This is a genomic window from Stenotrophomonas sp. 2619 (assembly GCF_040548725.1).
In the GTDB taxonomy this organism is placed as follows: domain Bacteria; phylum Pseudomonadota; class Gammaproteobacteria; order Xanthomonadales; family Xanthomonadaceae; genus Stenotrophomonas; species Stenotrophomonas maltophilia_AP.
The window spans coordinates 130,979-148,133 of sequence record NZ_JBEPSF010000012.1 but is presented as its reverse complement, the minus strand read 5'-3'; the positions used below and the strand labels follow the sequence as shown (position 1 = coordinate 148,133).

The 17,155-nt window shown below is 68.6% G+C and carries 14 protein-coding genes; 4 read left to right on the top strand and 10 right to left on the bottom strand.

Annotated elements, in window-relative coordinates:
• The first annotated feature begins 122 nt into the window (after nt 1–122).
• Nucleotides 123–374 carry a DUF3297 family protein gene (locus ABIA71_RS13555; RefSeq protein ID WP_128097447.1) on the top strand — a complete coding sequence of 84 codons (252 nt, stop codon included), beginning with the start codon at nt 123–125 and terminating at the stop codon, nt 372–374.
• 156 nt (nt 375–530) lie between these two features.
• On the opposite strand, the gene ABIA71_RS13550 is transcribed toward ABIA71_RS13555, so the two are convergent.
• From ABIA71_RS13550 to ABIA71_RS13535, 4 genes are all read right to left on the bottom strand, one after another.
• Nucleotides 531–2,174: a Na+/H+ antiporter gene (locus ABIA71_RS13550; protein WP_354285768.1), complete on the bottom strand. Its 1,644-nt coding sequence runs from the start codon at nt 2,172–2,174 to the stop codon at nt 531–533.
• Between the two features lie 110 nt (nt 2,175–2,284).
• The gene (locus tag ABIA71_RS13545) at nt 2,285–2,935 is read right to left on the bottom strand and encodes an alpha/beta hydrolase (protein WP_354285766.1); all 651 of its coding nucleotides are present in this window, start codon (nt 2,933–2,935) and stop codon (nt 2,285–2,287) included.
• On the bottom strand, nt 2,932–3,726 hold the full coding sequence (locus ABIA71_RS13540; RefSeq protein ID WP_354285764.1) for a dioxygenase family protein: 795 nt from the start codon (nt 3,724–3,726) through the stop codon (nt 2,932–2,934). Before ABIA71_RS13540 ends, ABIA71_RS13545 begins: the two co-directional genes overlap by 4 nt.
• 37 nt (nt 3,727–3,763) lie before the next feature.
• The gene (locus ABIA71_RS13535) at nt 3,764–4,174 is read right to left on the bottom strand and encodes a DoxX family protein (protein ID WP_128097445.1); all 411 of its coding nucleotides are present in this window, start codon (nt 4,172–4,174) and stop codon (nt 3,764–3,766) included.
• 96 nt (nt 4,175–4,270) lie between these two features.
• Here ABIA71_RS13535 and ABIA71_RS13530 point away from each other — a divergent pair, with 96 nt between their 5' ends.
• Nucleotides 4,271–5,152 carry a LysR family transcriptional regulator gene (locus ABIA71_RS13530; protein ID WP_354285762.1) on the top strand — a complete coding sequence of 294 codons (882 nt, stop codon included), beginning with the start codon at nt 4,271–4,273 and terminating at the stop codon, nt 5,150–5,152.
• A gap of 171 nt (nt 5,153–5,323) precedes the next feature.
• Here ABIA71_RS13530 and ABIA71_RS13525 read toward each other — a convergent pair whose 3' ends face one another.
• Entirely contained in the window at nt 5,324–8,275 is a 2,952-nt protein-coding gene (locus ABIA71_RS13525; RefSeq protein WP_354285760.1) for a bifunctional diguanylate cyclase/phosphodiesterase, read from the bottom strand.
• Between the two features lie 298 nt (nt 8,276–8,573).
• Here ABIA71_RS13525 and ABIA71_RS13520 point away from each other — a divergent pair, with 298 nt between their 5' ends.
• On the top strand, nt 8,574–10,694 hold the full coding sequence (locus ABIA71_RS13520) for a M13 family metallopeptidase (protein WP_354285759.1): 2,121 nt from the start codon (nt 8,574–8,576) through the stop codon (nt 10,692–10,694).
• A gap of 161 nt (nt 10,695–10,855) precedes the next feature.
• Here ABIA71_RS13520 and ABIA71_RS13515 read toward each other — a convergent pair whose 3' ends face one another.
• Nucleotides 10,856–11,779 carry an oxygenase MpaB family protein gene (locus tag ABIA71_RS13515; protein ID WP_354285757.1) on the bottom strand — a complete coding sequence of 308 codons (924 nt, stop codon included), beginning with the start codon at nt 11,777–11,779 and terminating at the stop codon, nt 10,856–10,858.
• Nucleotides 11,780–12,089: 310 nt separating this feature from the next.
• Here ABIA71_RS13515 and ABIA71_RS13510 point away from each other — a divergent pair, with 310 nt between their 5' ends.
• The gene (locus ABIA71_RS13510) at nt 12,090–12,704 is read left to right on the top strand and encodes a hypothetical protein (protein WP_354285755.1); all 615 of its coding nucleotides are present in this window, start codon (nt 12,090–12,092) and stop codon (nt 12,702–12,704) included.
• 39 nt (nt 12,705–12,743) lie between these two features.
• On the opposite strand, the gene ABIA71_RS13505 is transcribed toward ABIA71_RS13510, so the two are convergent.
• From ABIA71_RS13505 to ABIA71_RS13490, 4 genes are all read right to left on the bottom strand, one after another.
• Entirely contained in the window at nt 12,744–13,088 is a 345-nt protein-coding gene (locus tag ABIA71_RS13505; RefSeq protein WP_354285754.1) for a hypothetical protein, read from the bottom strand.
• A 33-nt stretch (nt 13,089–13,121) separates the two neighbouring features.
• Nucleotides 13,122–13,895: a LytR/AlgR family response regulator transcription factor gene (locus tag ABIA71_RS13500; RefSeq protein WP_354285752.1), complete on the bottom strand. Its 774-nt coding sequence runs from the start codon at nt 13,893–13,895 to the stop codon at nt 13,122–13,124.
• Nucleotides 13,885–15,144, bottom strand: coding sequence for a sensor histidine kinase (locus ABIA71_RS13495; protein WP_128095286.1), 1,260 nt, complete (start codon nt 15,142–15,144; stop codon nt 13,885–13,887). Before ABIA71_RS13495 ends, ABIA71_RS13500 begins: the two co-directional genes overlap by 11 nt.
• Before the next feature lie 174 nt (nt 15,145–15,318).
• On the bottom strand, nt 15,319–16,968 hold the full coding sequence (locus tag ABIA71_RS13490) for a M28 family metallopeptidase (RefSeq protein ID WP_354285750.1): 1,650 nt from the start codon (nt 16,966–16,968) through the stop codon (nt 15,319–15,321).
• Nucleotides 16,969–17,155: the final 187 nt, after the last annotated feature.

The following is a 17,155-nucleotide window of genomic DNA, read 5'->3' as shown; positions in this document are numbered from 1 at the left end:
AGGCAGGCGGGCATTCTGCCGTGCAGTGGCGTTGGCAGGAAGCGAAATTCGGCGTGGGCCACGCCGCGGTTTATCCTGTGCGCCTGGAAGATGGCCGTGGTGGCCATCACAACTGAATGACCATGAGCGATACCCCTCCCGATCACCTGGCGATCAACCCGACCAGCCCCTTCCACGATGCGGCCGCCCTGGAGCGCGGCGTGGGCATTCGTTTCAACGATGTCGAGCGCGACAACGTTGAAGAGTATTCGGTCAGCGAAGGCTGGATCCGCGTGCAGGCCGGCAAGGCCCGTGACCGCCGTGGCAACCCGATGACCATCAAGATCAAGGGCACCGTGGTGGCGTATTACCTGGACCAGAAAGCCGACGCGTAACCCGCGTTGATGGCCGGCCCGTAACGGCCGGCCCCCGGGGGGTAGAGCCACCCCATGGGTGGCTGTTTCCCGGGTAAGGCGCGCCCCAGGCATCGGGCATCGCGACAGCCACCCATGGGGTGGCTCTACCCCCCGGGGGGCGGGCGCGTCCCGGTTTCAATCGCGTTGGCGGGTTTCCAGCAGGTCCAGGTTGCGGATCAGCTTGCGCGAGACCTCGTCGGAGATGGTGCCGCGCCGGGTCAACCGGAACAGCTCCTCGCGCTCGGCGGTGAGCCCGGCGCCGCGCAGCTGGCGGTAGCCCTGCTCCATGCGCTGCACCTTTTCCGGGTCCGCATCCGGGCCGTCGTCCTTCTCGAGATTGCGCTGGTACAGCAGGCTGACCCGTGAGGCGGCGTCGTTGTAGAGCTGCACGTTCTCGGTGGTCTGGTTCTGCACCAGCTGCTGGCGCATGCGTTCCACCCCGGCCAGCGCCGCCTTGGACGCCAGCCGCCGGGCCAGGTCCTCGGCCTTGCGCTCGCCCGAATCGGCCGGGAGCTCCAGCCCCTTCAGCAACCGCGGCAATGCCACGCTGGCGCCGACCAGCGATACCAGGATCACCGCCGCCGCCAGGAAGATCACCAGGTCGCGCGCCGGGAAGGCGCTGCCATCAGGCAGGAACAGCGGCAGGGTGAGCACGCCGGCCAGGGTGATCGCACCGCGCACGCCGGCCAGCGAGGTGGCCACCACGATCCGCCACGACGTGCCCGGCCGCGCTTCACCGCGGTGGCGCGCCCGCAGCACGCTCCAGCGCAGCGACAGCCACACCCAGGCCAGGCGCAGCAGCACCAGCGCCAGGTTGATCACCACCACGTACACCAGCAGCCACCACGCGCTGTGGTGGCCGCTCTCGCTGACGGTGGTGATGGCGCGTTCAACGATGCCCGGCAGCTGCTCGCCCAGCAGCACGAACATGATGCCGTTGAAGCTGAACTGCAGCATTCCCCACACGGCCGCGCGCTGCACGCGCATGCTGCCCGACACCCGGCCGGTCAGCTCGACGTAGCTCATGGTGATGCCCGCGGCCACCGCCGCAAGGATGCCCGACGCGTTGGCTTCTTCGGCCAGCAGATAGGCCGCGAACGGAATCAGCAGGTTGACCAGCAGCGCCGCACCGGGCTCCTCGCCGAACCGCCGCCACAGCCAGCGCTGGAAGGTGGACACGCCCAGGGTGACCGCCGCGCCGATCGCCACACCGGCCAACGCTACCCACAGGAAGGTCAGCGAGGCGGTCGCCAGCGAGAAGCTGCCGGTCATCACCGCGGCCACGGCAAAGCGGAAACAGACCAGGCCGGAGGCATCGTTCAACAGCGACTCGCCTTCCAGGATGTGCATCAGCCGCTTGGGAATGGGCGCACGCGATGCGATCGATCCCACCGCCACCGGGTCGGTGGGCGAGATGATCGCCGCCAGCGCGAAGGCCACCGCCAGCGGCATCACCGGAATCATCCAGTGGATCAGGAAGCCGGCGCCGATCACGGTGAACACCACCAGGCCGAACGCCAGCTCCAGGATCACGCCCTTGTCGCGGAACAGGCCCTGCTTGGGAATGCGCCAGCCGTCCAGGAACAGCAGCGGCGGCAGGAACAGCAGGAAGAACATCTCCGGTTCCAGCGCGTGGCCACGGTTGAACACCCCGGCGATGACCGCGCCCAGGCCGATCTGCACCAACGGCAGCGGCAACGACAGGGGCAACACCCGGACCAGATAGCCGCTGGCGACCACGGCCACCAGCATCGCCAGGACGACTTCAATGGTATGCATGCATTTTCCAGTGGACGGCGCGAGGGGGAGGCTGCAGGCAGCCAGGCGCCGGAAACTGCAAAAAAACTACCACACCCATCCGCCTGCGCGAACGCCGGGGTTGCCGCGGCTCAGTGGCCGGACAGCAGCGCGCGCGTGGTCCACGCGTTGAAATCGACCTGCATCGCAGCGGTCAGCGTGTGATCAGCCGGGTAGCCGTGCAGTGCATGCTCCACGCCCAGCGCCTGCAGCCGCGCCGCTGCGGCGGTGGCCAGCGCGAACGGCAGCTTGCTGTCCTGCTCACCGTGCAGGATCAACCCGCGCACGCCACGCGTGGCGATATCGGCGGGAATGTGCGGTGCGATCTCCGGCAGGATCCGCCCGGACAGGATCGCGAACCGGCGGGCCACCTGCGGCGCGGTGAGGGCCACGCTGGCACTCATGATGCCGCCCTGGCTGAAGCCGGCCACCAGCGTGTGCGCGGCATCCACGCCGTGCTGTGACTGCAGTGCACGCACGTAATCGATGAGCAGCAGGCGGCTTGCCTCGGCCTGCGCGGGGTCGATCACCGGCCCCTGCGCGCCGAACTGCACGGTGAACCAGCCGAACGCATCCGGCCCGAACGCCAGCGGCGCACGCGGCAGCACCACCTCCACGCGCGGGTCCAGGCCGTGCGCCAGCGCCTGCAGCGAACGTTCGTTGCTGCCCACGCCATGCAGCAGCACCACCAGCCCGTGCGCCGGGCCGGTGGCGGGGCGCACCACGGCGTGCAGCGTGCTCATGCCGCAGCCCCGTCGAAGCGGTAGATGTCCATCGCCAGGAACCCCGCGTCGATACCCGCATCGATGCGCTGCGCACCCAGCGTGTCACCCCCGGCCGCGCCCATCGCCACATGCAGCGGCTGCAGGTGCTCGTCGGTCGGATGTGCCTTGACCGCGTGCGGCGCACGGGCACGGTAGTCGAGCAGCGCGGCGGTGTCGTTGTCCTGCAGGCGCTGCTCCACCCAGTCGATGAAGGGCCGCACGTACGGCGCTTCCTTGCCGTCCTGGTAATGGCCCCAGTCGTGCAGGTTGTGGGTGATGCTGCCCGAGCCGATCACCAGCACACCCTGCTCGCGCAGCGGGGCCAGCGCGCGGCCCAGCGCGAACTGGTGGGCCGGCCCCAGCAGCGGCTGGATTGCCAGCGGCACCACCGGAATGTCGGCCTGCGGGTACAGGAAGCGCAGCGGCACCCACGCGCCGTGGTCGAGACCGCGGGTGGTGTCCAGCGCGGTCGGCAGCCCGGCCGCCGCCAGCCGCGTGGCGATCTCGCCGGCCAGCGCCGGATCGCCCGGGGCCGGGTACTGCAGGTCGAACAGCGCCTGCGGGAAGCCGCCGAAATCGTGGATCGTCGGTGGTTGCGCGTGGGCGCCCACCGCCGGCTGGTGGGTCAGCCAGTGCGCCGAGGCCATCACGATGGCGCGCGGGCGCGGCAACTGTGCGGCCAGCGCCGCGAGGCGTTCGCCGACCAGACCGGGATGGAGCGCGGTCATCGGCGAACCATGGGAGATGTACAGCGAAGGCAGACGGGACATCACAGGCTCCAGAAAAGGATCAACGACGGTGCGGTGCTCAGCGCGAGGCGAGCGTCCACTTGCCGTCCCCGATGCAGAACAGCACCAGCAGCGCCAGCGCCCAGAACGCCGGGTATTCCCAGCCGCCGCCGGCATTGGCGAAGCTGAAACCATTGGCACCGTGCACGCTGACGATGGTGCCCAGCAGCAGCGGCACGCCCAGCAGCCCTACCCAGCGCGCGTACACGCCCAGCAACAGCGCAGCGGCCAGGGTCAGTTCCAGCACGAGGGCGACGTAACCGAGCGCGCCGGGCAGGCCCAGCGACTGGAAGTACGCCGCGGTGCCGGCCGGGGTGAACACCAGCAGCTTGGTCAGGCCGTGCACCAGGAACAGCACGCCCAGGCTCCAACGCAGCAGGGTGGCGCCGACAGGGGCGAGCGAGGAAACGCGGACAGCGGTGGTAGGCATGGGACACCTCGCGGACTAGGATGGCGACAGGTTATTGCGCTCAGCCGTGGCGATAAATACGATCAGACGACGCTGTTTATTACAGGATCTGAAACAATGGATACCCTCGACGCGATGCGTGTCTTCGTGGCGGTGGTGGAACGCAACGGCTTCAGCGCGGCTGCCCAGGCCCTGGACCTGTCCACCGCCGGCGTCACCCGGCAGATCGCCGCGCTGGAAAAGCGGCTGTCCACGCGCCTGCTCAACCGCACCACGCGCAGGGTGAGCCCCACCAGCACCGGCGCGGCCTACTACGCGCAATGCGTGCAGCTGCTGGCCCAGTTCGACGCCCTGGAAGCGGGCATCGGCGCGCAGGCGCTGGAGCCGTCGGGCCTGCTGCGGGTGAACGCCCCGGTCAGCTACGGCATCGCCCGGCTGGGCCCGCTGCTGGCCGGCTACCGCGCGCGCTACCCGCAGGTGCAGCTGGATCTGTCGTTGTCCGACCGCCTGGTGGACATGGTGGAAGAAGGCTACGACGTGGCCATCCGCATCACCCGCCAGCCGAACCCGGCGCTGATCGCACGCAAGCTGGCCGGCACCCACATCACCCTGTGTGCCGCCCCCGCCTACCTGGACGCCCATGGCCGCCCGCAACAGCCCGAAGACCTGGCCGGCCACGAATGCCTGGGCTACAGCTACTGGGGTGGCGGCGACAGCTGGCAGCTGCGCGGCCCGCGCGGCGAGGTGTCCGTGCCGGTGCACGGCGGCCTGCGCGCCAACAACGGCGACGTGCTGCGTGAAGCCGCATTGGCCGGCATGGGCATCATCCTGCAGCCGGACTTCCTGATCGCCGACGCGCTGGCCGACGGCCGCCTGGAACGCCTGCTGCCCGACTGGGAGATCGCACCGATCAGCATTTTCGCCGTCTACACCAGCCGCAACCATCTGGCCCCGAAGGTGCGCAGCTTCATCGATTACCTGGTGGAGGCGTTGGGGTGAATCCCGGCGTGGTGGGGTGAAGCGGCCGGGCAGAGCCCGGCGCTACGGCATGCTGACGGCCGAACAATGCGCATCATGCGCGACCGTGTCGCAACGCCGGGCGCCGCCGAAATCCCGGCGTGTGCGGGTGAAGCGGCCGGGCAGAGCCCGGCGCTGCCCGGCTGCCTCGCATCAGGTGGCCTCGGCGGTTTCCAACCGCGCGATGACCTCGACCAGTGGCGATGGGCGCCCGAGCAGGTAGCCCTGCACCTGGTCGCAGCCGTGCGCGGCCAGCCACTGATGCTGGCCCGGCGTTTCCACGCCTTCGGCGATCACCGTCAGTCCCATGCTGTGGCCCAGCGACAACAGCGCGCGGCAGATCGATGCATTGCGCGGATTGGTTTCCACATCCGAAACGAAGCTGCGGTCGATCTTCAGGATGTCCAGCGGCAGGTGCTGCAGGTAGGACATGTTGGAATACCCGGTGCCGAAGTCGTCCAGCGAAATGCACACGCCCTGCTCGTGCAGCCGCTGCATGGTCTGCTTGGCCTGGGCCGGCTTGCGCATCAGGCTGCTCTCGGTGAGTTCCACCTGCAACGCGCCGCGTTCCAGCCCGAACTCCTGCGTGGCCCGTGCGAACTCGGCCACCAGGTCGCTGTTGAAGAACTGCACCGCCGACACGTTCACCGCGATCGGCAACGGCCAGCCCGCATCAGCCAACCGTCGCTGCGCCTGCGCCGCCGCCCGGATCACCCAGCGCCCCAACGCCAGGATCAACCCGGTGTCTTCGCACAGCTGGATGAACTCGCCCGGCGGAATGAAGCTGCCATCGGCCTGCGGCCAGCGCAGCAACGCTTCCAGCGCCGCCGGCGTGCCGTCGCTGGCATGGCAGATCGGCTGGTAGTACAGCTCGAACTCGCTGTCGATCGCGCTGTGGATGCGCCCGGCCAGGCGCAGCCGCTCGGCCAGCCGCGAACTCACCGTGGTGTCGAACCAGGCAATCACACTGCCCTCGTCACGTGCGGCGTGCGCGGCCTGTGCGGCCATGCCGATCAGCTGTTCGGCCGGCACGTTGTCGCCGTCGAACTTCACCGCCACGCCGATCCGCGGCTCGAACTGGTGCAGCCAGTCCTGCCCGCGCACCGGCTCCGAGACCGTCTGCACCAGCGTATCCAGTGCGGTCTGGCGCTCGTGGTCGTCGCGGATGGCGAAGATGAAATCTTCGGCCGGCTGGAAGGCCAGCAAGCCATAGCGCGTTCCCAGCCCGCCCAGGCGCTTGGCCATGGCCTGCAGTACCACATCGCCCACTTCGCGGCCCAGCGTGTCGGCCACCAGCTGCAGCCCGCGGAACTGCACGTAGGCGATGGTGTAGCCGCCGCCTTCCTCGTCCAGCTGTGCGGCCAGCGCGCGGGTGTTGAGCAGCCCGGTGGCCGGGTTGTGGGTGGCGTGGTAGGCCAGGTCGCGCTCGTAGGCCAGGCGCTCGCTGATGTCCTCGGCCAGCACCAGGCAGGCCTGGCGACCGTCGAAATCCAGCCGCGACAGATGCGCGCGCACCTCGAACAGGGTGCCGTCCTTGCGCCGGTGCACGCGTACCTGCGCGTCCTGGGCATCGCCGATGGTGGCGCGCGAAATCGCACCGCGGATCTCGTCCCAGCCTTCGCGCGGACGGATATCCAGGATGCTCATCGACAGGAACTCGTCGCGGCTGTAGCCGTACTGCTTCACCGCCGCCTCGTTGACCTCCATGAAGCGCAGCGTGTCCGGGTCGAACACCCAGAACGGGGCCGGGTTGCGGTCGAACAGCAGCCGGAACTGGCGCTCGGCCTGCTGCACGCGGGCCAGCGCCTGCACGCGTTCGCTCACATCGGTCAGCGCGCCGATCATGCGCCGCTGCCGGTCAACCACCGCCACCCGCTGCCCGCGCGCTGACACCCAGCGTACGGCGCCGCCGGGCAGCACCACCCGGAACATTTCGTCCAGCACGCCGTTGCCGGCGAAGGCGTTGTCGAACGCCAGCTGCATGCGCTCGGCGTCCTCGCGGTGCACCCGCGCGAAGAACGCGGCCACCGGCAGGCTTTCGGTCTCGATGCCGAAGATCTCCCGGGCCAGCGGCGACCAGCGCAACAGCGAGGCGTCCTCGTCCACGTACCAGGTGCACACCTTGCCCACCTGGTGCGCCATCAACAGCTCGGCGTGGCCGGTGCGCAGTTCCTCGGTGAGCGCATCCTGGCTGCGGGTGGCACGGCGCACGCTCACGAATACCAGCGCGAACACGCCCCAGTACAGCAGGTACAACGCCACCGACGCCTGCACGTAGGGCCACCAGGGCGCCAACACGTCGGCGCGGCCCAACCCGGCGTACACCGCGATGGGGTACTGGCCCAGGGTGGTGAGCGTGGAAATCCGCTCGATGTTGTCGATGGCGCTGGTTTCAACGCCCAGCGGGACCACGGCATCGCGGCGCAGCATCTCGCGCTTGCCCAGCCCGAAGCGTTGGCCGGTGAGGCCCACGGTGTCCGGGCTGCGCGCCAGCACGTAGCCCTGCGCATCGGTGATCGAGATGACGCCCTGCTCGCCGGTGTCCATGCCACCGATGATCGATTGCAGCTCACTGGTGTGCAGCCGGCTCAGCAGCCAGCGGTCGTCGCCCATGCGCAACGCCAGCGGCAGCACCCAGCGCTGCGCGTTGCGTTGCTGCGGCGGCCCCAGGTACAGCCGGCTGTCGCTGCCGCGATTGGTATCCACGGCCCATAGCGGCAGGTACAGGTCGCCGCTGCCGCTGGTCAGTGCGCGGCCGTACTGGTCCACCACCACGATGCTGTCCAGCTCGGCATGCCGCTGCAGCACCCCGCCGATGGCGTCGTCCAGCAGGTCCGGCGCCTGCGTCGGCACGCGTTCGAACAGCAAGGCGCCGTCCTCGGCGATGCCCAGCATGGCCCGTTCCAGGTTGCGCAGTTCCAGCCGCAGCAGGCGCTGCGAGCCGGTGGCCAGCGCCGCGCTCTGGCGCTGCGCGGCTTCCTGGCGGCGCTGGTAATCGTTGGCCAGCGTCATCGCCAGCCCAACGGCCAGCAGCACGCCCAGGCTGACGCCCAGCCACACGATCGTACGCAATGGCCGTGCCAAGGCGCGGTTCAACGCGGGCATTGCCGACCTCTCCCGCTGCGATGGGCTGACTTCATGCGTAAACGCTTCCTGGTTTCCCCAAACCTGAGCGGCCGAAGCCCGGGATTCTTGACCTCTGCGTCGCCCCGCCGTGACTGCACGCAGGCGCGCCCCGAATCCTGTCTGCCAGCATGCACCAGCGCGTGCAGCACGGGAAGAGCCCCGGCCGCGCGCCGCGTGGGGAACGGCCACGCTTGGCACAGCCAGGTGCGGTTGCAGCGGCAACCAACCCGCTGCCGGGGGGATTAGACTTGAGGTTTCCCCGTTGCCTGAGAAGTCCATGTCCAAGCTGCGCCGCCCTACCCTGATGCTTGCCATCGCCGCCAGCCTGTCGCTGGGCCTGAGCGCCTGCGACCGTGAGCCGGCCGCCCCCGCCGCCACCGCGCCGGACAGCCCCGCCGCGGCACCGGTCGCGCCCAAGCCGCAGCTGGGCAGCTTCGGCTTCGATGCCACCGGCATGGACCGCAGCGTCGCCGCCGGTGACGACTTCTTCGGCTTTGCGAACGGCAGCTGGGTGAAGAACACCGAGATCCCGGCCGACCGCTCCAGCTACGGCAGCTTCAACGTGATTGCCGAGAAGACCCTGGCCGACACCCGCGCCATCCTCGAAGGCGCCGCCGCCGACACCAAGGCCGGCGGCGAAGCGAAGCTGATCGGTGACTACTACGCCGCATTCATGGACGAGGCCGGCATCGAATCGCGTGGCGTGGCCGCGGTGAAGCCGGAACTGGACGCCATCGGCGGGATCGCCGACAAGGCCGCGCTGGCCACCACCCTGGGCGGCACCCTGCGCGCCGACGTCGACCTGCTGAATGCGACCAACTTCTACACCGACCGCCTGTTCGGCGTGTGGGTGTCGGTGGACCTGCTGCAGCCGGACCGCAATGCGCCGTACCTGGTGCAGGGTGGCCTGGGCCTGCCCGACCGCGACTTCTACCTGCAGGGCGGCCGCATGGCCGAACTGCGCAAGCAGTACCAGGCGTACATCGCCCAGGTGCTGCAGCTGGCTGGGGTGGCCGACCCGGCGGCCAAGGCGCAGCGCATCCTGGCGCTGGAGACCAAGATCGCCCAGGCCCACGCCACCCAGGAAGAAACCAATGACGTGGCCAAGGGCGCCAATGCCTGGAAGCAGGCCGACCTGAACGCCAAGGCGCCGGGCATGGACTGGGCCGCGTTCCTGGCCGGGGCCAAGCTGGGCGAGCAGCAGGACTTCATCGTGTGGCAGCCCAAGGCCGTGGCCGGCATCTCGCGCCTGGTGGCCACCGAGCCGCTGGACGTGTGGAAGGACTACCTGGCCTTCCACGCGCTGGACCGTGCCGCGCCGTACCTGCCCAAGACCTTCGCCGATGCGCGTTTCGCCTTCCACGGCACCACCTTGAACGGCACCCCGCAGCAGAGCGAACGCTGGAAGCGCGCGGTGGATGACAGCAACCACGCCGTCGGCGAGGCCATCGGCAAGCTGTATGTGGAACGCCACTTCGACCCGGCCACCAAGGCCCGTGCCGACGAGATGGCCAAGAACATCATCGCCGCCTTCGCCAAGCGCATCGACGCGCTGGCGTGGATGTCGCCGCAGACCAAGGCGCACGCCAAGGCCAAGGTGGCCGGGCTGACCGTGGGCATGGGTTACCCGGAGACCTGGCGCGACTACACCGGCCTGGAGATCAAGCGCGACGACGCCCTGGGCAATGCCGAGCGCGCCGAGCAGTTCGAGTACCAGCGCAACATCGCCAAGCTGGGCAAGCCGGTCGACCACGGCGAGTGGGCGATGCTGCCGCAGACCATCAACGCGATGAACGTGCCGCTGGAAAACCGCCTGGTGTTCCCGGCCGCGATCCTGCAGCCGCCGTTCTTCGATGGCGCTGCCGACGACGCGGTGAACTACGGCGCCATCGGTGCGGTGATCGGCCATGAGATCAGCCACGGCTTCGACAATGCCGGTGCGCTGTTCGATGAAACCGGCAAGCTGCACAACTGGTGGACGGCCGATGACCTGAAGAAGTTCAACGCCGCCGGTGACGCGCTGGCCGCGCAGTTCAGCAGCTACCAGCCGTTCCCGGGCGTGTCGGTCAACGGCCGCCTGACCCTGGGCGAGAACATCGCCGACGTGGCCGGCCTGGCCACCGCCTACGACGCCTACCAGCTGTCGCTGCAGGGCAAGCCGGGCCAGACCCTGGAAGGCTTCAGCCCGGACCAGCGGTTCTTCCTGGGCTTTGCCCAGGCCTGGCGCAGCAAGGCGCGCGAGCAGGCCCTGCGCAACTCGCTGCTGACCAACGTGCATGCACCGGGTCAGTTCCGCGCGCTCACCGTGCGCAATCTGGACGCGTGGTACCCGGCGTTCGAGGTCAAGGACGGCCAGAAGCTGTACCTGGCCCCGGACAAGCGGGTCAAGGTGTGGTGATCGGTCTCACCGCGCAACGGTGACACCCGGGAACGGGCGCTTCGGCGCCCGTTTTCGCGTCTGGGTGCGCGGTGAACGGCCGGCGCGCATCGGCGTGGTGTTGCACGCCCGCACGCCAATCCGGGCCGTGCGGCGATGGCGCAGCCGACCAACGGTCGGCTCTACGGGGAAGGCCACTCGGCCAGCACGCTGGCCGGCAGGCCCATCCGTGCGCAGGCACGCGGGGCCAGGCCGTCCTGCAGCGCGCGCCGGAACAACGGGGTCATCGCGCGCAGCATGCGCGCGTAGGTGCGTGCCTGTGCGCGCTGCATCCCCGTGCGTTCCAGCATCGCCTCGGCCCAGTCCGGCAACAGCGCCGCGCCCGCGCCCAGGAACAGCTCGCGCGACAACCCGGCCATCGGCACCGGCAGGCGGATGCCCGACAACACCCCCAGCACTTCGCGCGAGCGCGCATCGAACCGAAGCTGCGGCAACTGCCGGGCGAAGTATGCGTCCACCTCCGCTTCTGACGCGGGCACGTCGGTGGCGCCCAAGGCCTCGGCGACGCGCTTGTACTCGCGGTAATACTGGTCGGCCACCGCGCCGGGCACCTCGCGGCAGTAGCGCCGGCAGCCCTGCAGGAAACCGTAGGCCTCGGTCACGTGGACCCAGGTGAGCAGGGCCGGATCATCGGCTGAATACGCGCGCCCGTCGGCGCTGTGCCCGCGTACCTGCGCATGGATGCGTTTCACCTTGGCCACCAGCGCGTCCACCTCGCTGCTGGGCGCATACGTGGTGCCGGCCACGAAGGCCGTGGTGCGTCGCAGCCGCCCAACCAGGTCGTCGCGGAAGTTGGAGTGGTCGTACACCCCGGCCAGGGCCAGCGGGTGCAGGGTCTGCAGCATCAACGCGCACAGGCCGCCGGCGAGCATGCCGGGAAATTCCGAATGCACGCGCCAAGTGGCACTGTGGGGGCCGAACCAGCCCGGGTCGCCGCGCGGATGGTCGTACTCGATGCCGCTCTGGCCGCGGGGGAAGGCGCCCAGCACCCAGCGCCGGATGGGCGCGGTGACGGGCTGGGAAAGACGGTGCAGCAACGGCGGCATCTCAGGGGGTCCAATCGGGCGAAGGCGACGGCAGTCTGCGCGGTCGGCGCCGATTCTGGCCGATCCCGGGGCCTGCGGGGAGCCCCTGCGCTTACCCGGCGTTCGATGTGCGGGTGCAGCATGATTTTACCTGCGACATCTTGTCGCAGGCTGCGATCGCGATGATGCACCGCATCAGGCCACCCGCATTCAGAAATATCCGTCCGGCAGCTTCGCATTTCCCCCATTGCACGACCCGCTGGAAGTGCTAGAACTGAATCCGCCTCACGTTCGTCCAATGCGCTGCCGCACGTTCCAGAAGGAGCACGTCATGATCGCTTTGTTCAAGGGTTTGGGTTTGCTGTTGCAGGACAACGAGCTGTATAGCAGCCCGTTCGAAAAACAGGTCGCGCATTGGCGTAACAAGAGCGAGCAGCAGATCCGCGAGGAAGTGGCGGTGCTGGCCAAGGCCAAGGGCCAGTGGCTGATGGCCTCGATTGTCGGCTGGCAGGCAGCGTCGCTGCTGATCCTGGGCCTGATCTCCAACTACCTGTGGAAAGACGACTTCCATATCACCTTCACCCGCGTGGTGATCGTGTTCGGCTCGTGGATTTCCATCCTGTTCGTGATCTGGTTCATGGCCAACATGTTCGACCATACCGCCGGTTTCGAGCGCTGGATGAAGGCCTTCAACAGCCGCGCCCGCATCACCTCCGACGCCGACAGCGTGGAATGCGTGGCCGAAGCGCTGGACATGGCCCAGCATTATCCTGAGGTACTGGACTACAAGCAGGCCGTCAGCGCGCGCCGCGAGCTTCGCCACGAAGACATCCGCATCATGCGCGAGATCGGGCGGATGCAGCAGCACACCGAACTGGTCGGCCAGCTCAACCACGTGGGCGAGCAGGACAACCGCAGCAACCTGCACCTGCAACCCGCGTACTGACCAACCCGGAAAGTGGGGGGAGCCACAATGCCATCGTGATCACTCACGGTGGCATTGTTCTTTGGGCTGCTCGCTGACGCACTGGTTGAAACCGGCCGGCAACCCGGCCATCTGTTCGGTCTTGCCGGCGGCCACCGCCAACCGGTGCAGCGGTGGCTTCGCGCACGCGGTGCCCTTGCTACAGGACGGGTCAAGCAGCAGGTAGTGGCAGGTGCCACTGCTGCTGGCGATGCACTCGAAGTGCGCCACGCCGTCCACCAGGGTGCTCTTGCTGTACAGCGCATCCACGCCGTTGGCACGGATGCGGGTCACCGACGTGTTGCTGGATTGCTGGCACCCGGCCAGCAGCACCACGGCGACGCACAGGGGCAGAAGAATACGCATGATCACTCCAAGGAAGATGAGGGCCCGTTCCGGCTACATGCCCCGGAACAGGCTCATGAACGGCTGACTGACATTGAGCACTTCGGCCCGGTGTTTCAGGCGCAGCTGGCCGCGCCCGGTATCGTCGCGGCTCACCGCCGCCACCGCTTTCATGTTCACGATGGTGGAGCGATGGACCTGGCGGAAACGCTGCGGGTCCAGCACGTCCAGCAGCTCGCGCAACGGCGTGCGCAGCAGGCTTTCGCCGTGCTCGGTGACCACGGTGGTGTACTTGCTGTCGGCACGGAAGTACAGCACGTCTTCGAGCATGATCAGTTGCGTGTCGCGCCCGTTGCTGGCGGTGATCCAGGCCAGCGGCGGCGCACTGCCGGGCGCCGTGCCGCCCTGCGCCAGGCGCTGCAGCAGCTGCTCCAGCATGGCGTTGTCCGGCCGGCCCTGCTGCATGCGCGCCAGGATGCGCTCACGGGTCGCCAGCAGGCGCTCGTCGCTGACCGGCTTGAGCAGGTAGTCCATCGCGCCCTGTTCGAAGGCGTCGATCGCGTACTGGTCGTAGGCGGTCACGAACACCACCTGGGTACGTGGGCTGATCTCGGGCAGCGCGCGCGCCACGTCGATGCCGGTGATGCCGGGCATGCGGATGTCCAGGAAGGCCAGGTCGGGTTTCAGCTCGGCCAGCTTTTCCAGCGCGCACGCACCGTCTTCGCATTCGGCCACCAGCCGCAGCTCCGGCCACAACCGCTGCAGCTGCGCCACCAGCGACTGCCGCAGCAGGTCTTCGTCTTCGGCGATAAGGGCATCAAGCTGCATGGATGGCCTCGCGCGCATCGCGCGGCAGGGTAATGGTGGCGGCAACGCCGCTGGGGAAGTTGGAGACGATGGCCACCCCGGCGCGTTCGCCGCAGGTCAGGCGCAGGCGTTCGCGCAGGTTCTTCAGGCCAATGCCGGTGCCGCTGGTGCCCTGGCCGAAGCCCAGCCCGTCGTCGGCGACCGTGAGGGTGACATGGTCGTCGAAGGCGCGCGCGATGATCCACACCGTGCCGCCGCCGGGCTTGGGTTCCAGGCCATGCTTGATCGCGTTTTCCACCAGCGTCTGCAGCGCCATCGACGGCAACGGCAGCGTCAACAGCATGGGCGGCACGTCGACCTGCAGCGCCAGCCGCGCACCCATGCGGATCTTGAGAATCTCCAGGTAGGCCTGGGTGCGCTCCAGTTCCACGCCCAGGGTGGACATCGACTCGTCCACGCTCGGCAGCGAGCTGCGCAGGTACTGGATCAGATGCCCCAGCATCTGGTCGGCGCGCGGCGGATCGGTGCGGGTCAGCACCTGCGCATTGGCCAGCGTGTTGTACAGGAAGTGCGGTTCCACCTGGGCGTGCAGCAGGTTGAGCTTGGCCACCGACAGTTCCTTCTCGGTGGCGGTCTGTTCGGCCGCGGCCTGCTCGTCGCGGCGCTGCTCGGACACGCGCCGGGTGATGGCCCGGGTTACCGCTTCGGCATTTTCGAAGTTGCTGCCCTCATCCACGGCCAGCAGGTCGGCCCAGACCCCGGCATCGGGTTCGAACAGCAGGGTGACGCTGCTGGTGCCCTGCCCCGGGGTGACCGTGGCCAGCACGCTGTTGCGGCGGATCGCCAGCCGCGCCGGCAGGTTCCAGCGCGAGGGCGGCCGGCCGTTGTAGGGATCCACGCGGCGCACATAGGCACGCACCTGCAGGCTGCCGGCGGCGCTTTCGATGTCTTCCACGCGGGGCAGTTCGGCGATGGCCTTTTCCAGCAGCGCGAAGGCCGGGCCGGCATCCATCGGCAGTTCGATCTGGCGGCGCTGGCGGCTGGACAGGGTGGTACCGTCCAGGCGCCCGGCGATCAGCCAGACCCGGCGGATGTGGGTGATGCAGCTGCCGATGGCGGTGACCGCCAGGAACATGGCCAGCAGCCCGAAGACCCACCCGGGGCCGTCGTCCATGCCGCTGAAAATGCCACTCCAGACAAAGCCCGCCACGATGATGGCGGCGGCCCAGGCCAACAGGATGCGGAGGATCAGTGCGAGGCTGGCGAACACGGCGGCGTCTTCACATAGGGAGTGAGGCGAGCATAGCCCTGCCACCGTTGGGAACAAGCGGCATGCGACGAAAGCCGGGAATGGGGGGACGAAGCACCGATCACGTTGCGCCGGGCTCTGCCCGGCGCAACGGCCGGGGTGTCCCCACCGGGGATGCCGGTGGGGACGGTGGGGTTACCTGCGCTCGGCGGCGCTGGCGTCGCGCGGGGCGCGGAACTGGGAATCGGCGCTCCAGTTCGGCCAGGTACGCGAGTTGGCCAATTGGTTGCCCAGCGTGTACAGCACCTCCAGGTCGCGCGAGGCACCGGCGAAGGTCCAGTCCGCCTGCCACTCATCGCCCTGCTGGTGGTAGCGCTTGGCGGTGTAGTCATCCGACGCCGCCTTGCCGGCCGCCACGCCGCCCTTCACCCAGTCCTGGCCGGCCGAGTAGGACACCGCCGGCACGCCGCGCTTGGCGAACGGGAAGTGATCGGAGCGGAAGAACAGGCCGGCTTCCGGCTTCGGGTCCGGGGTGTAGCGGATGTCCCAGCCCTTGGCCACGTCCTTGAGCTGGTCCAGCAGTTCCAGCTTGGCCGACCCGTAGATGCCGAAATCACGCGACGGCCCGAACGGTGCCATGCCGTCCATGTTGATCACCGCCACGGTCTTGCTCAGCGGATACAGCGGGTGGCTGGCGTAGTACTCCGAGCCCAGCAGGCCCTTTTCCTCGGCGGTGACGGCCAGGAACAGCACCGACCGCTCCGGGCGCTTGCCCTTGGCGAACCCACGCGCCAGTTCGATCAGCGACGCGGTGCCGCTGGCGTTGTCGAGCGCGCCGTTGAAAATGGTGTCGCCGTTGGCGTCGGGCTTGCCCACGCCGATATGGTCCCAGTGCGCGCTGTACACCACGGTCTCGTCGGGATGTTTGCTGCCTTCCAGGCGCGCGGCCACGTTGTGCGAGGTGATCACTTCGGTCTTCACCGCGTACTTGGCCGAGAAGGTTTCGCCCTTCAGTTCCACCGGCTTGAAATCGCGGGTCTGGGCCTGGCGCTTGAGCGCCTCGAAATCCAGCCCGGCGCGCTTGAACAGGTCCACCGCCAGGTCGCGCTGGATCCAGCCTTCCAGCAGCGGATGTGCCTCGGCGGGGTTGTCGCGGACCACGTCGAACATGGTGTTGGTGTTGGAGCCGGCCACCGTGGCCCAGCCGTACGATGCCGGTGCCGTCTCGTGCACGATCAACACGCCGAGGGCTCCCTGGCGTGCGCCTTCTTCGTACTTGTAGGTCCAGCGACCGTAGTAGGTCATGCCCTTGCCGTCGAAGTCGCCCTGGCCGGTTTCGAAGTCCGGGTCGTTGATCAGCACCACGGCGATCTTGCCCTTCAGGTCCACGCCCTTGAAGTCGTCCCAGTTGCGCTCACCGGCCTTGACGCCATAGCCGAGGAAAACCAGCGGCGCGTTCTTGATGTCCACGGCGCTGGCACCGTTCATCGCGGCGCGCACGGCGATTTCCTTGCCCTGGCTCAACGCCTGCGGCGTGCCCTTGCTGCTCAGCGACAGGCTCGGCGTACCGACGATATCGCCCTTGAGCAGCGGCACGGCCTGGGTCCACAGGCGCTTGCCGTCCTTGAGGTCGCCGCCCGGCTGCAGGCCGGCCGCGGCGAACTGCTTGCTCAGGTAGGCCACGGTTTTTTCTTCGCCGGCGGTGGCCGGGGAGCGGCCTTCGTAGGCGTCGGAGGCCAGTTCCTTGACGTCCGCGGAGATCCGGGCGCCATCGAATTTGGGTGTTGCCGCCATCAGGGCGCTGGACACCGACAGGGCCAGCACGCTCAGTACTACTCGCTTCATCGCTCTCTCCACAGCTTGGACCACGAAAGCCCAAGTGTAGGGTAGAGCGGGGCTCTGCCCCGCTGCCCTGGCCACATCGCGCAACGCAACGGCAGCCGGGCAGAGCCCGGCGCTACGAGGCGGTGCGCCACAGGCCCGTAGAGCGGGGCTCTGCCCCGCTACCCTGGCCACATCGCGCAATGCAACG

Excerpts from the sequence above, each read along its gene's own strand:
- ABIA71_RS13555 (WP_128097447.1), top strand. The coding sequence starts at position 123 with ATGAGCGATACCCCTCCCGATCACCTGGCGATCAACCCGACCAGCCCC.
- ABIA71_RS13550 (WP_354285768.1), bottom strand. The coding sequence starts at position 2,174 with ATGCATACCATTGAAGTCGTCCTGGCGATGCTGGTGGCCGTGGTCGCC.
- ABIA71_RS13545 (WP_354285766.1), bottom strand. The coding sequence starts at position 2,935 with ATGAGCACGCTGCACGCCGTGGTGCGCCCCGCCACCGGCCCGGCGCAC.
- ABIA71_RS13540 (WP_354285764.1), bottom strand. The coding sequence starts at position 3,726 with ATGTCCCGTCTGCCTTCGCTGTACATCTCCCATGGTTCGCCGATGACC.
- ABIA71_RS13535 (WP_128097445.1), bottom strand. The coding sequence starts at position 4,174 with ATGCCTACCACCGCTGTCCGCGTTTCCTCGCTCGCCCCTGTCGGCGCC.
- ABIA71_RS13530 (WP_354285762.1), top strand. The coding sequence starts at position 4,271 with ATGGATACCCTCGACGCGATGCGTGTCTTCGTGGCGGTGGTGGAACGC.
- ABIA71_RS13525 (WP_354285760.1), bottom strand. The coding sequence starts at position 8,275 with ATGCCCGCGTTGAACCGCGCCTTGGCACGGCCATTGCGTACGATCGTG.
- ABIA71_RS13520 (WP_354285759.1), top strand. The coding sequence starts at position 8,574 with ATGTCCAAGCTGCGCCGCCCTACCCTGATGCTTGCCATCGCCGCCAGC.
- ABIA71_RS13515 (WP_354285757.1), bottom strand. The coding sequence starts at position 11,779 with ATGCCGCCGTTGCTGCACCGTCTTTCCCAGCCCGTCACCGCGCCCATC.
- ABIA71_RS13510 (WP_354285755.1), top strand. The coding sequence starts at position 12,090 with ATGATCGCTTTGTTCAAGGGTTTGGGTTTGCTGTTGCAGGACAACGAG.
- ABIA71_RS13505 (WP_354285754.1), bottom strand. The coding sequence starts at position 13,088 with ATGCGTATTCTTCTGCCCCTGTGCGTCGCCGTGGTGCTGCTGGCCGGG.
- ABIA71_RS13500 (WP_354285752.1), bottom strand. The coding sequence starts at position 13,895 with ATGCAGCTTGATGCCCTTATCGCCGAAGACGAAGACCTGCTGCGGCAG.
- ABIA71_RS13490 (WP_354285750.1), bottom strand. The coding sequence starts at position 16,968 with ATGAAGCGAGTAGTACTGAGCGTGCTGGCCCTGTCGGTGTCCAGCGCC.